Annotated in this window: 11 protein-coding genes; 4 read left to right on the top strand and 7 right to left on the bottom strand. The window is 64.2% G+C overall.

Translation table 11 applies throughout. From position 1 onward, the window contains the following. Window positions 1-10: 10 nt before the first annotated feature. From DPM33_RS08810 to puuE, 7 genes are all read right to left on the bottom strand, one after another. On the bottom strand, window positions 11-1,597 hold the full coding sequence (locus DPM33_RS08810) for an ABC transporter substrate-binding protein (RefSeq protein WP_112097017.1): 1,587 nt from the start codon (window positions 1,595-1,597) through the stop codon (window positions 11-13). 150 nt (window positions 1,598-1,747) lie between these two features. Next, on the bottom strand, window positions 1,748-3,733 hold the full coding sequence (locus tag DPM33_RS08805) for a CocE/NonD family hydrolase (RefSeq protein ID WP_112097016.1): 1,986 nt from the start codon (window positions 3,731-3,733) through the stop codon (window positions 1,748-1,750). A 79-nt stretch (window positions 3,734-3,812) separates the two neighbouring features. Beyond that, on the bottom strand, window positions 3,813-4,232 hold the full coding sequence (locus DPM33_RS08800) for a type II toxin-antitoxin system MqsA family antitoxin (RefSeq protein WP_167448997.1): 420 nt from the start codon (window positions 4,230-4,232) through the stop codon (window positions 3,813-3,815). 65 nt (window positions 4,233-4,297) lie between these two features. Continuing rightward, window positions 4,298-4,891 carry a nucleoside deaminase gene (locus tag DPM33_RS08795; protein WP_112097015.1) on the bottom strand — a complete coding sequence of 198 codons (594 nt, stop codon included), beginning with the start codon at window positions 4,889-4,891 and terminating at the stop codon, window positions 4,298-4,300. An 11-nt stretch (window positions 4,892-4,902) separates the two neighbouring features. Further along, entirely contained in the window at window positions 4,903-5,394 is a 492-nt protein-coding gene (locus DPM33_RS08790) for an ureidoglycolate lyase (protein WP_112097014.1), read from the bottom strand. Beyond that, the gene (locus DPM33_RS08785) at window positions 5,391-6,251 is read right to left on the bottom strand and encodes a bifunctional allantoicase/(S)-ureidoglycine aminohydrolase (protein WP_112097013.1); all 861 of its coding nucleotides are present in this window, start codon (window positions 6,249-6,251) and stop codon (window positions 5,391-5,393) included. Before DPM33_RS08785 ends, DPM33_RS08790 begins: the two co-directional genes overlap by 4 nt. A 10-nt stretch (window positions 6,252-6,261) precedes the next feature. Further along, the gene (gene puuE, locus DPM33_RS08780; RefSeq protein ID WP_112097012.1) at window positions 6,262-7,686 is read right to left on the bottom strand and encodes an allantoinase PuuE; all 1,425 of its coding nucleotides are present in this window, start codon (window positions 7,684-7,686) and stop codon (window positions 6,262-6,264) included. Between the two features lie 177 nt (window positions 7,687-7,863). Between puuE and uraH the strand changes: the two genes are divergently transcribed. The 4 genes from uraH (at window position 7,864) to xdhC (ending at window position 13,129) form a co-directional block, all read left to right on the top strand. Continuing rightward, window positions 7,864-8,238, top strand: a complete 375-nt coding sequence (gene uraH / locus DPM33_RS08775; RefSeq protein ID WP_112097011.1) for a hydroxyisourate hydrolase — start codon at window positions 7,864-7,866, stop codon at window positions 8,236-8,238. Window positions 8,239-8,241: 3 nt separating this feature from the next. Further along, window positions 8,242-9,717, top strand: a complete 1,476-nt coding sequence (gene xdhA, locus DPM33_RS08770; protein WP_112097010.1) for a xanthine dehydrogenase small subunit — start codon at window positions 8,242-8,244, stop codon at window positions 9,715-9,717. Further along, window positions 9,717-12,065, top strand: coding sequence for a xanthine dehydrogenase molybdopterin binding subunit (xdhB, locus tag DPM33_RS08765; RefSeq protein WP_112097009.1), 2,349 nt, complete (start codon window positions 9,717-9,719; stop codon window positions 12,063-12,065). The genes xdhA and xdhB overlap by 1 nt, the downstream gene beginning before the upstream one ends. Before the next feature lie 62 nt (window positions 12,066-12,127). Beyond that, window positions 12,128-13,129, top strand: a complete 1,002-nt coding sequence (xdhC, locus tag DPM33_RS08760; RefSeq protein ID WP_112097284.1) for a xanthine dehydrogenase accessory protein XdhC — start codon at window positions 12,128-12,130, stop codon at window positions 13,127-13,129. The last annotated feature ends 12 nt before the right edge of the window (window positions 13,130-13,141 follow it).

Here is a 13,141-nt window from a genome sequence, read left to right as displayed (position 1 = left end):
AAGGCCGTGCTCAGGCTTCCAGCCAGCACTTCGCGAGGGCGTAGCCGTTGCTAAGCTCCTGATGCGGATCCTCCACCCAACCTGCGACCTTGGGACCCGTCGCGTCGATGAACTGGTTGAACATCGGCAGGATCAGGCCGCCTTCGTCGCGCACCATGACGGCCATGTCATGGTACATCGCCTTGCGCTTGGCCTCGTCGAGCTCGGCGCGCGCCGCAAGCACCATCTTGTCGAAGTCCGGACGCTTGAAGCGTGTGTCGTTCCAATCGGCCGTCGACAGATAGGCGGTCGAGTACATCTGGTCCTGGGTCGAGCGACCGCCCCAGTAGGAGGCGCAGAAGGGCTGCTTGTTCCAGACCTCGTTCCAGTAGCCGTCGCCGGGCTCGCGCTTGATCTCCAGCTTGATGCCGGCCTTGGCGGCGCTCTGCTGGTAGAGCTGGGCCGCGTCGACAGCACCCGGGAAGGCAACGTCCGAGGTCCTGAGCAGCACCGAACCGTCGTGACCCGACTTCTTGTAGTGGAACTTGGCCTTGTCCGGATCGTATTTGCGCTGCTCGATCTCGGTGAACAGCGGATAGGACGCGTTGATCGGGAAGTCGTTGCCGAGCGAGCCGTAGCCGCGCAGCACCTTGTTCAGCATCTCCTCGCGGTCGATCGCCAGCTTCAGCGCCATCCTGAGGTCGTTGTTGTCGAACGGCGCCGTGTTGCAATGCATGATGAACACGTAGTGGCCGGGACCGGAATGGTTGCGGATGGTGACGCCGGGCACGCGCTTGATCAGGTCGACGATCTTCGGCTCGACGCGGTTGATCATGTTGACCTGGCCGCCCTGCAGGGCCGCCGTGCGCGCCGTCGCGTCGTTGATGACGACGACTTCGACCTGGTCGGCATGGCCCATCTTGTCGCCCTGCCAGTAATTGGCGAAACGCTCGCCGACATGGCGCACGCCGGGCTCGTTGACCTTGACCTTGTAGGGGCCGGCGCCAATGCCGGCGTCGGGTTTGTCCTTGCCGCCATTCGGCTGGACGATCAGGTGGTAGTCGCTGAGGAGGTAAGGAAGGTCGGCATTGGCTTCCTTGAGCGTCAGCACGACTTCCTTGCCGTTGGCCTTGATGGTGTCGATGCCCTTCATGTAGCCCAGCGCGCCGGACTTCGACTTCTCGTCCGAATGGCGCTCGAGCGTCGCGGCGACGTCTTCGGCGGTGACCGTCTTGCCGTTGTGGAACTCGACGCCGTCGCGGATCTTCAGGGTCCAGACCTTTGCGTCCTTGGACGAGCCGATCTCCTCGGCGATGCGGTTCTCGAGCTTGCCTTCGGGCGACAGCTCGACGATCATTTCGCCCCAGCATTTGCCGAAGGCGAACGGCACCTGCGTCATCATCAGCGCCGGGTCGAGGCTGTTGGTGGATTCACCACCGACCAGGCCGGCCTTGAGCGTGCCGCCCTTGACGGGGCCGGCCGCGCGGGCCGCGCTGGAAAGCAGCGAGTTGGCGAACGGAGCGGAGATGCCGAGCGCTGCGGCGCGACCGAGAAAATCGCGACGGCTGAGCTTGCCGGCGGCGACACGACGGCTGAGATAGTCGAGTTCGTTAGACATTATGGTTCCTCACTCTGGATTGTTCGACCTTATGGTCGTTTCTTGCTTCTTGGAGGAGATAATGACCGCAACGGAAAGCTGTAAGCAAGACCGAATGCGACATGCCGTGGCGTAAATCGCGCGTCGCATTTGGACCAATCCCGTCAGCCCTCAGACGAGGGCGCGAGGAATTTTCTGCTCGAAATCTCGTTCAAAAACGAGATTCTCGCCCTCATAGGCCTCGATTCTGGCGCTGAGGATGAAATTTTGCGCGTCGCAGCGCATGTCGGCGAAAGTTTCGGTCCGCACCGACCATTCGTTGCGCGAGAAAGTCTGCGACCAGTGTGTGCTGCCTTTGGCGAACAGCGGGTCGTCTGGATGGATCACCCATCTCTCCCTGACGATGCTGCCATGGACGAGCCCATGGTCGAGGTCGCGCACCTCGCCGAAATCATCGCTTATGGAAAGCGTGACGACGCCGGTCTTCTCGTCGCGGTCGATATGCCGTTCCGAACTGGTGGGCCGAACCGTCTCTGTCGCCCAGGGCGTCGCGCCTTCCGGCTCGGGGAAGGAAACCTCGCTGGCCTTTGCCAGCGGTCGCAACGGCAGCCGGAGCGTCGCCTTCGACACATCGAGCGTCACCGGCTCCGGCGACGGCCAGATCATCGGCCAATAGGCGGTCGAAACGGCGATTCGCAATTTGTGGCCGGCCGGCACCCGGTAGGCGCATTGGTCCAGCACGACGCGCGCCGAAACGGTCTCGCCCGGCACCAGCGCTTGCGGGAATTCATGCGAGTTGCGGTGCGTGAAATTGAGCACGCCGTAGGAGATCAGCTCCGAGGCGCCGTCAGGATGCACGTCGCAGAGGCGCACCGCGATGTTGGCCTGGGGCCGATCGGAGGCAATTCGGACCTCGAGCTCCGGCGCGCCGACGATGTCGATCGCTTCGGTGAGTTCCGGCTCGTCGAAACAAACCGACAGCGCATCGTCGGGACGCTGGTCGCCCGGCAGTTCCGGGCCGAAGGTGAACGGAAAATATTCGCCGCCGGCAAGTCCGCAGGTCTGCGGCGAGGCGACGATCGCGGGCTTGGCGCCGTCGGAAATGAGCTCGATCGCCTCGACCTTGATGTTGGCAGACGGCCATTCCTGCTCCGCCACCCAGCGGCCCGGTCGCTCCGGGTGCCAGCGCGCCGGCCGCACGCTGTCCATCAGATAGGCGCGATAGTCCGGATCGTTCTCGACGTCGGTCTCAGCGCCCTTCAGCCAGCGGTCCCACCAGCGCAGCGCCTCCTGCAGGAAGCCGATGGCCGGCTGAGGTCCGGCGTAATGCGGGTATTTGTGGATCCAGGGACCGACGATGCCTTTCACCGGCGCCTGGATGTTGCTGACGAGGTGCGAGATCGTGTTGCGGTAGCCGTCATGCCAGCCGCCGATCGACAGCACGGCCGCCTTGACCGCCGAAAAGTCCTCGCAGATCGAGCCGCGTTTCCAATAGGCGTCGCGATGCTGGTGGCTGAGCCACAGCGGCAAAAGGAATGGCTGGTTCTCGAGCCGGCTGAGCCACAGGTCGCGCCAGCGATTGCCGCCGGCGATCAGCGGATCCGGCGGCCGCGACGAATAGGACAGCATCGTCGAGGCCCAGCCGAAATTTTCGAGCAGCAGGCAGCCGCCCTTGTAATGGATGTCGTCGGCATAGCGGTCGACGGTCGAGCAGAGGCTGATCACCGCTTTCAGCGCCGGCGGCCGCTTGGCCGCCACCTGCAGGCAGTTGAAGCCGCCCCAGGAAATGCCCATCATGCCGGCATTGCCGTTGCACCAGGGCTGCGCCGCCGCCCAGGCGATGACGTCGCAGGCATCCTGCAATTCCTGCTCGGAATATTCGTCGCCCATCAGCCCTTCGGAATCGCCGTTGCCGCGCATGTCGACGCGGATCGAGGCGTAGCCGTGCCCGGCGAAATAGGGATGCGTCAGCTGATCGCGGAAGATGGTGCCGTCGCGCTTGCGGTAGGGCAGGTGCTCGAGGATCGCGGGCACCGGATTGTCCACCGCGTCCTCCGGCATCCAGATGCGCGCCGACAGCCGGCAGCCATCCGGCATGACGATGCCCATATCGGGAATTTCGACGACTTTGCGGAGGAATTCGGTGACGGTTTTCATGGGCCGCATAACGCTCCGCGGCGCCGCGACTTTCAATCGCCATTCGCGACTGGAGCATCAAAAAATGCGACCTGGGCCGCTAGCGCAATTCGTCGATCAGTTCGGGGTGTTTTTCTAGCAATGTCATCAGCTGAATGGTCGGGCCACTCGGCTCGATAAGGCCTCTTTCATATTTGTCGAACGCATTCTCGCCGACCTTGAACAGGGACCCCGCCTCGCGCTGGGACAGCTTGAGTTTTGTGCGCATGCGCCGAATGGTTGCCGGAGCCGGGACGCCGTCGATCTTCTCCTTGAGCAAACGCAGCGCGGCATCGACGGCAGCCATGTCCTCCCCGACATGCACACTCTCGCCATCCGAAGCCGGATAGTAGCCGGGCAGGTCGACCGTAATGCTCTCGCCCTTGCAGGCAACGGTGAATGGGCGCACGCCGCGCGTCAGCGTTTCTCCGGTTTCGGGAGAGATCATGGTCGTGGGTTTAGGGGTTTTGTTCATCGCCATGTCGGCGTCAAGTTTGCCACCATAAAGGGGGCAACTCAAGAGGGCGCGACTGACCTAGAACTAAGTTAGTTCAGCGGAATGTCGTTATCGCCCTTGCTTGCCTGATAAGTGTCCGACAATTCGTCATAGCGTGCAGAGATCTTACCGATGCGCGCCTCCAGCCGCTCGCGCTCAGCTTCCGGCAGACCCCGCACCAGCCGGCGGATCGAAGAACTTTTCCAATAGGCGTTCTCGGCATTGTAGCCGCCGGGATCGAGGGTGAAGACCTCCTTCAGGATCTTCAGGTCATGCGGGATTGCAAAACTGTCGCGCGAATCCTCGTGGCTGAAGAGATAGTAGAAATTGTCGAAGCCGGTCCAGGTGATCGCCGACAGGCAGAGCGAGCAGGGCTCGTGCGTGGCGACGAACAGCGCGTCCCTGGTGTCGACGCGCTCGGCCTTCGGCATCTCGTAGAAGCGCTTCAGGCAGTGCACCTCGCCATGCCACAGCGGGTTCTCAATCTCGTTGTTGGTCTCGGCCAGCACCAGCGAGCGGTCGCCTTTCCTCAGGATGGCGGCGCCGAATAGCTTGTTGCCGTGCGCGACGCCTTCGGCGGTCTTTGGCACGATGTCGTGCTCGATCACGTCGAGCAGGCGGTCGATCAGCGAAACGTCGGTCATGGGAAAGGCTTTCAGGGAAGGTGGATCTCGTAAGGGTGCGAGAAGTAAAACTCTTCGAGATTGGAGCCGTCGCCGCCGCGGTCGACGATGATGAAATCCTGTTCCTCGCCGATCGGCGTCAGCACGCCGTGCCACAGATTGCGGCGGTAGTTGATGCCTTGTCCGGGCGCGGCGAGGAAGGCCTGCGGCTCGCCCGGCCCGTCCTTGGCGTCATGGCATACGACCACCAGAAAGGGCCGCGGCGACAGCGGGATGAAAGCCTGGCTGCCGAGCGGATGGCGCTCGACCATGGTGAGCTTCAGTGGCATTTCGTAAGGCGTGCCGCGCACCATCGAGATCAGCACCCGCGCATTCGGGCCGGCGGCTTCAGCCGTGGCGAGGTCGTGATAGCGCATCGCTCGGCCGCCATTGATCGGGTAGCGGTTGTCGCCGCCCATGTCGATGACGTCGCCGAAAGGCGCGAAATCTTCACGCGTCAGCGGCCGGGCGACGATGCGGCTCACCGCGCGTTGCCCCCAAGGGTGCCGCCAAGCTTGGCGTGACGGTTGACGTCCTTGTAGAGCAGATAGCGGAAATTGCTTGGGCCGCCGGCATAGCAGGCCTGGGGGCAGAAGGCGCGCAGCCACATGAAGTCGCCGGCCTCGACCTCGACCCAATCCTGGTTGAGGCGGTAGACGGCCTTGCCTTCCAGCACATAGAGCCCGTGCTCCATGACATGCGTTTCGGCGAAGGGAATGACCGCGCCCGGCTTCAGCGTAACGATGGTGACATGCATGTCGTGGCGCATGTCGGCCGGGTCGACGAAGCGGGTCGTCGCCCAGCGGCCTTCCGTGCCAGGCATCGGGCTCGGCGCAACGTCCCGGTCGCTCGAGAAGAAGGCTTCCGGCACGTCGAGCCCGTCGACGGCCTCATAGGCCTTGCGGATCCAGTGGAAGCGCACGGCGGCGCCGCTCTCGTTGCGAACCGTCCAGCCGCTCGCCGGCGGCAGGAAGGCGAAGCCACCGGGGGCAAGCAGGTGCTTTTTGCCGGCAAGCGATACGGTGAGTTCGCCCTCGACGACGAACAGCACGCCTTCGGCGCCCGCATCGAGTTCCGGCCGGTCGCTGCCGCCGCCAGGCAGGACTTCGACGATATATTGCGAAAAGGTCTCGGCAAAGCCCGACAGCGGCCTTGCGATGATCCAGGCCCTCGTCTTGTCCCAGAACGGCAGCGGACTGGTGACGATGTCCTGCATCACCCCCTTGGGGACGACGGCATAGGCCTCGGTGAAGACGGCGCGGCCCGTCAAAAGCTCGTTCTGGCCCGGATGGCCGCCATGCGGCGCATAATAGGTTCGCTCGGCCATTTTCATCATATCCATGTGTTGAAACCTATAACGGAAGCATGTCTTTGAGCCGAAGCAGTGCGATGCGCTCGACCTGCTTGCAGGCGGTTTCGAACTCGACGCCGCGGCTGTTGCCGATGCGTGTCTCGAACTCCGCCAGGATTTCGTCCTTGGTCTTGCCCTTGACGGCGATGATGAACGGGAAGCCGAAAGTGGTGACATAGGCGGCGTTGAGTTTCGAGAACAGCTCGCGCTCCTTGTCGGTCAGCGCATCCAGCCCGGCGGAAGCCTGTTCCTTGGTCGATTCGGGCGTCAGGCGCTTCGCCTTGGCGAGCTTGCCGGCGAGGTCCGGGTGGGCGTTGAGCACGGAAAGCCGCTCGGCTTCGCTCGCCGCGCGGAAGACGCGGCAGAGCGCGTTGTGCAGGCCGCCGGCGCTGTCATGCGCCGGGCCGAGCTCCAGTTCGAAGGCGCGCTCGGCGATCCAGGGCGAATGCTCGAACACGCCGCCGAAGGCATGCACGAATTTCTCGAACTCCATCCGCGACGGGCGCAGCCCTGGCGCCTCGTAGGGATGCGTGTCGCGCCAATGCCTGGCGATGTCGATGCGGCGTGTCAGCCAGACCTTGTCATGCGACTTTACATAGTCGACGAAACGCTTCAGCGCCGCCACCCGGCCCGGACGGCCGACCAGCCGGCAATGCAGGCCGATATTCATCATGCGCGGCCGGCCCGCCTTGCCCTCGGCATAAAGCGTGTCGAAGCTGTCCTTCAGATAGGCGAAGAACTGGTCGCCCGAATTGAAGCCTTGCGGCGTCGCGAAGCGCATGTCGTTGGCGTCGAGCGTGTAGGGGATGACGAGCTGCGGCTTCTCCAGCCCGTCGCGATCGAACCAGTAGGGCAATTCATCGTCATAGGTGTCGGAGACATAGTCGAAGCCGCCTTCCTCGGCGACCAGCCGCACCGTGTTGACCGAGGTGCGACCGGTGTACCAGCCAGTCGGCCGTGCGCCCGTCACCTCGTAATGCAGCTTGATCGTCTCTTCGAGATCGCGCCGCTCGTCCTCGGCCGCGTGGTCGCGATAGTCGATCCATTTCAGCCCGTGCGAGGCGATCTCCCAGCCGGCTTCCTGCATCGCCGTTACCTGGTCGGGCGAGCGTGCCAGCGCAGTGGCGACGCCGTAGCAGGTCACCGGCACCTCGGCCTCCGTGAACAGCCGGTAGAGACGCCAGAAACCGGCCCGCGCCCCGTATTCGTAGATCGATTCCATGTTCCAGTGGCGCTGGCCCATCCAAGGGGCCGCGCCGACAATCTCTGACAGGAAGGCTTCGGAAGCCTTGTCGCCATGCAGCACGCAGTTCTCGCCGCCTTCCTCGTAGTTGACGACGAACTGCACGGCGACATGCGCGCCGCCCGGCCATTTCGGGTCCGGCGGATTGGCCCCGTAACCGCGCATGTCCCGTTCGTAACGCATTGCCGCTCCTGCCCGATTGTTGCGTTGAGGATATCGAAAGGAGTGCTGCTGCATTCCCCCGAAAATTTTTGAAAGTGCTTTTTGCCGCACTCCGCTCGACCCGGGCTTATGCATCGCCTTTAATTGGCGCACAATTGACTTGAAAACGTTGGACTGTACCGAGATGGGAGGCGGCCAGTGGCAGAAACGTCGAAAGCCGATGGCGGTCGCCTGACGACCCATGTGCTCGACACGGCAACCGGCCGGCCGGCAAAGGGCCTGTCGATCGAGCTGTTTCGCATCGAGGGAAAGAGCCGCACACATCTCAAGACCGTCGCCACCAATGACGACGGCCGCTGCGATGCGCCGCTCTTGGCAGGCGCTGATTTCCGCACCGGCGAGTATGAGCTGGTTTTTGCCGCCGGCGACTATCTGCGCGGCCAGGGCAACAGCCTGCCTGAGCCAGCCTTCCTCGACATCGTGCCGATCCGCTTCGGCATGGCGGAAGCGCGGCATTACCATGTGCCGCTCTTGATTTCGCCTTATGGCTACTCGACCTATCGGGGGAGCTGAGACATGGCCAAGACCCGCAACGAGATACGGTTCATCCTGAACGGTGCCGACATCGCGCTCGGTGACGTCGCACCCGACGCGACGTTGCTCGACTGGCTGCGGCTCAGCCGTTCGCTGCGCGGCACCAAGGAAGGCTGCGCCGAGGGCGACTGCGGCGCCTGCACGGTGCTGGTCGGCAAGCTCTCCGCCGAAGGCCTGGTCTATGAAAGCGTCAACGCCTGCATCCGCTTCATGGGCTCGCTCGACGGCACCCATGTCGTCACTGTGGAACATCTGCGCGGCGATGGCGAAAAACTTCACCCGGTGCAGCAGGCGATGGTCGATTTCCACGGCTCGCAATGCGGCTTCTGCACGCCGGGCTTCGTGGTGTCGCTCTATGCGCTGTGGATGAAGACGCCCGACCCCTCCGATGCGGCGATCGAAAAGGCGCTGCAGGGCAATCTCTGCCGCTGCACCGGCTACGAGGCGATCATGCGCGCCGCGCACGCCATTTCCAGCTACGGCAAGGTGGCCAAGGATCCGCTGGCGGTGGAGCGCAAGGACATCACGGCGCGGCTGAAGGCATTGCGCGACGGCGCCAGGGTCGAGATTGGCTCCGGCAAGGCGCGGCTGATCGTGCCGGCCAATGTCGACGATTTCGCCGCCGTGCTCGAGAAGGAGCCGGGCGCCACCATCATTGCCGGCTCGACCGATGTCGGCCTTTGGGTCACCAAGCATATGCGCGACATCTCGCCGGCGATCTTCATCGGCGGTATCGACGGCCTGCGTACGATGTCGGAGAAGGACGGCGTTATCACAATCGGCGCCGGCGTCACCTACACCGAAGCCTTCGAGACCCTGTCGAAACGCATCCCGGCCCTGGGCCCACTGGTCGACCGCATCGGCGGCGAGCAGGTGCGCAACATGGGCACGATCGGCGGCAACATCGCCAACGGCTCGCCGATCGGCGACACGCCGCCGCCGCTGATCGCGCTCGGCGCGCAACTCACCCTGCGCAAAGGCAAGAAGCGCCGCACGATCCCGCTCGAAACCTTCTTCATTGCTTATGGCAAGCAGGATAGGCAGCCCGGCGAATTCGTCGAGGCGGTGCATGTTCCGGTGCCGGCAAAAGGTGCAAAATTTGCTGTCTACAAGGTCACCAAGCGCCGGGACGAAGACATCACCGCGGCGCTCGGCGCGTTCTACCTGAGCCTGGCCAAGGACGGCGCCGTGGCCGACATCCGCATCGCTTATGGCGGCATGGCGGCAACGCCGAAGCGCGCTACAGCGGTCGAAAAGGCGCTGATCGGCAAGGCCTGGACCGAAGCGACGGTGGAAGCCGCGATGGCCGAATACGCCAGGGACTTCACGCCGCTGACCGACATGCGGGCAAGCGCCGAATATCGGGCGTTGGCTGCGAAGAACCTTCTGCTGCGCTTTTATGTCGAGACCACCGGCACCAAGGCGCCGTTCCAGGTCTCCCGCTACGAGGCCGCCTGATGACCAAGCATGTCCCCAACCTCAAGGCGCAGAAGATCTCCGGCGGCGTCGCCAGCGACCAGCGCCACGATTCCGCGCACAAGCATGTCAGCGGCACGGCGGTCTATATCGACGACATGCCGGAGCCGGCGGGCACGCTGCACGGCTGCCTTGGCCTGTCGGCCGCGACGCATGCGACGATCACGAAGATCGACCTCTCGTCAGTGCGCGCCGCCCCCGGCGTCGTCGATGTGCTCACGGCGAAGGATGTACCTGGCGAGAACGACATTTCGCCCACCGGCCGCCATGACGAGCCGGTGCTCGCCGATGACAAGGTTGAGTTCTACGGCCAGCCGATCTTCTGCGTCATCGCCGAGACGCGCGAACAAGCCCGCCGCGCCACCCGGCTGGCCAAGGTCGAATACAAGCATCTGCCCTTCGTCACCGACATCGGCGCGCTCGACCCGAAGAAGGACAAGCTGGTCACGCCGCCGCTGACGCTGAAGCGCGGCGATGCGGCGGCGGCGATCAAGGCAGCGCCCCGCAAGCTCAAGGGCAAGATGCGCCTCGGCGGCCAGGAACACTTCTATCTTGAAGGCCATATCGCCATGGCCGTCCCCGGCGAGGACCAGGACGTCACCATCTATTCCTCGACCCAGCATCCGAGCGAAGTCCAGCATATGGTGAGCCATGCGCTGGGTATCCCGAGCAACGCCATCACGGTGGAAATCCGCCGCATGGGCGGCGGCTTCGGCGGCAAGGAAACGCAGGGCAACCAGTTCGCCGCACTCGCCGCGATCGCCGCCAAGCGCCACCATCGCGCGGTCAAGATCCGGCCCGACCGCGATGACGATATGACCGCGACCGGCAAGCGGCACGATTTCCTCATCGACTATGAGGTCGGCTTCGACGACGACGGCAACATCCTCGGCGTCGACTTCATGTTCGCCGCGCGCTGCGGCTTCTCGTCGGATCTCTCAGGCCCGGTCACCGACCGCGCGCTGTTCCACTGCGACAACACCTATTTCTGGCCGGCGGTGCATGCCCAGTCGGCGCCGCTCTACACCAACACGGTCTCGAACACCGCCTTCCGCGGCTTCGGCGGTCCGCAAGGCATGGTCGGCGCCGAGCGCGTCATCGACGAAGTGGCCTTCGCGCTCGGCAAGGATCCGCTCGAGATCCGCAAGAAGAATTTCTACGGTACCACTGACCGCAACGTCACGCCCTACCACCAGACGGTCGAGGACAATGTCATCCAGCGCATCATCGCCGAGCTGGAGGCGAGCTCGAACTATACGCGGCGCCGGCGCGAGATCAGCGCCTTCAACAACAACAGCCGCCTCATCAAGCGCGGGCTGGCACTGACGCCGGTCAAGTTCGGCATCTCCTTCACCGCCACGCACTACAACCAGGCCGGCGCGCTGGTGCATGTCTACACCGACGGTTCGGTGCATCTGAACCATGGCGGTACCGAGATGGGGCAGGGCCTTTATCTCAAGGTGGCGCAGGTGGTTGCGGAGGAATTCCAGATCGACCTCGACCAGGTGAAGATCACCGCGACCACCACCGGCAAGGTGCCGAACACCTCGGCCACCGCGGCATCCTCTGGCTCCGACCTCAACGGCATGGCGGCGCAGAACGCCGCCTGCCAGATCAAGGACCGGCTGACCAATTTCGCCTCGGAAAAATACCAAGTGCCGCGCGACCAGGTGCTATTCCTGCCCAACCGGGTGCGCATCGGCAACCAGGAGATACCGTTCGGCGACCTCGTCAAGCAGGCCTATATGGCCCGCATCCAGCTTTCGGCGGCCGGTTTCTACAAGACGCCGAAAATCCACTGGAACCGCGACAAGGGCGAGGGCCGCCCTTTCTATTATTTCGCCTATGGCGCTTCCTGCTCGGAAGTGTCGGTCGACACGCTGACCGGCGAATATGTCGTCGAGCGCACCGACATCCTGCACGAGACCGGCCGTTCGCTGAACCGCGCTATCGACCTCGGCCAGATCGAGGGCGGCTTCATCCAGGGCATGGGCTGGCTGACCACCGAGGAATTGTGGTGGGACGACAAGGGCCGGCTGCGCACCCATGCGCCGTCGACCTACAAGATTCCGCTCGCCTCCGACCGTCCGAAAATCTTCAATGTCGCGCTGGCCGACTGGTCCGAAGCGAACGAGCCGACCGTGCATCGCTCCAAGGCCGTCGGCGAACCGCCTTTCCCGCTCGGCATGTCGGTTCTGCACGCGCTCTCCGATGCCGTCGCGAGCGTCGCGGATCACGAGATCTGCCCGCGCCTCGATGCGCCGGCGACGCCGGAGCGGGTGCTGATGGCTATCGAAAGGTTGAAGCGGGAAGCGGCAAAGCCGATCTGAATCAGGCTAAACGTGCAAATCGGGACGAAAAACGCTATATTTCCAACGTGGAAATGCAGACGATGAACTCGAAGGTGCAAGAGTTGAGGGCGTTTCTTGGCCATGCCGGCCGGATCGCGCTGGTCGAGGTCGCGGCCACCAAGGGCTCGACGCCGCGCGAGGCCGGCGCCTTCATGCTTGTCTCGGCATCGTCGATTTTCGGCACCATCGGCGGCGGCCAGCTCGAATATATGGCGATCGACAAGGCGCGGCAGATGCTCTCCCCCCGTGAGGGGGAGATGGCCGCGAAGCGGCCAGAGGGGGGCGTCTCAGAAGGCACCGGCAAGGCGTCGAGCACTGCCGCAGCGACCCCACCCGGCGGCTCCGCCGCCACCCTCCCCTCAAGGGGGGGGGAAGCCCGCATCGAGGTCGACGAGGTCTGCGCCACGCTAGACGTGCCGCTCGGGCCGGAGATCGGCCAATGCTGCGGCGGCCGCGTCGAGGTGCTGATCCGCCTGGTCGATGGCTCGCTGGAACGGCAGTTGATCGCCAACGCTCAATCGGAAGAGGCGCGCCTGCCGAATGTCTACCTCTTTGGCGGGGGCCATGTCGGCCAGGCGCTCGCCGCGTCGCTTTCGCTGCTGCCGATCCACGTCGTCGTCGTCGAGACCCGATCGGAGGCACTGGAAGGCATGCCCGAAACGGTCGAGGCGCGGCTGACGCCGATGCCCGAGGCCGTGGTGCGCGAAGCGCCGGCCAGGTCCGCCTTCGCTATCCTCACCCACGACCATGCGCTGGATTTCCTGATCGTCGCCGAGGCGCTGAAACGCGACGACACCGCCTATGTCGGCATGATCGGCTCCAAGACCAAGAAAGCCACCTTCCGGAACTGGTTCCTGAAGTCGGCCGAGGGCAGCGAAGCGCAGTTCAGCCGGCTCGTCTCGCCGATCGGCGGCAGCGCCGTGAAGGACAAGCGCCCGCCGGTGATCGCGGCACTTGCCGCCGCCGAGATCATGACGGCGCTGGTGTCGCACGCCGTGGAAGCGCCACGCTCAGCCGGAGCCGATAAGGCGATGGCCGGCTGATCCAACAACCGG

It is taken from the genome of Mesorhizobium hawassense, assembly GCF_003289945.1.
GTDB classification, from domain to species: Bacteria; Pseudomonadota; Alphaproteobacteria; order Rhizobiales; family Rhizobiaceae; genus Mesorhizobium; species Mesorhizobium hawassense.
The sequence above is the reverse complement of the archived record's forward strand: the minus strand, read 5'-3'. Positions and strand labels throughout refer to the sequence as shown.

Excerpts from the sequence above, each read along its gene's own strand:
- DPM33_RS08810 (WP_112097017.1), bottom strand. The coding sequence starts at position 1,597 with ATGTCTAACGAACTCGACTATCTCAGCCGTCGTGTCGCCGCCGGCAAG.
- DPM33_RS08805 (WP_112097016.1), bottom strand. The coding sequence starts at position 3,733 with ATGAAAACCGTCACCGAATTCCTCCGCAAAGTCGTCGAAATTCCCGAT.
- DPM33_RS08800 (WP_167448997.1), bottom strand. The coding sequence starts at position 4,232 with ATGGCGATGAACAAAACCCCTAAACCCACGACCATGATCTCTCCCGAA.
- DPM33_RS08795 (WP_112097015.1), bottom strand. The coding sequence starts at position 4,891 with ATGACCGACGTTTCGCTGATCGACCGCCTGCTCGACGTGATCGAGCAC.
- DPM33_RS08785 (WP_112097013.1), bottom strand. The coding sequence starts at position 6,251 with ATGGATATGATGAAAATGGCCGAGCGAACCTATTATGCGCCGCATGGC.
- puuE (WP_112097012.1), bottom strand. The coding sequence starts at position 7,686 with ATGCGTTACGAACGGGACATGCGCGGTTACGGGGCCAATCCGCCGGAC.
- xdhA (WP_112097010.1), top strand. The coding sequence starts at position 8,242 with ATGGCCAAGACCCGCAACGAGATACGGTTCATCCTGAACGGTGCCGAC.
- xdhB (WP_112097009.1), top strand. The coding sequence starts at position 9,717 with ATGACCAAGCATGTCCCCAACCTCAAGGCGCAGAAGATCTCCGGCGGC.
- xdhC (WP_112097284.1), top strand. The coding sequence starts at position 12,128 with ATGAACTCGAAGGTGCAAGAGTTGAGGGCGTTTCTTGGCCATGCCGGC.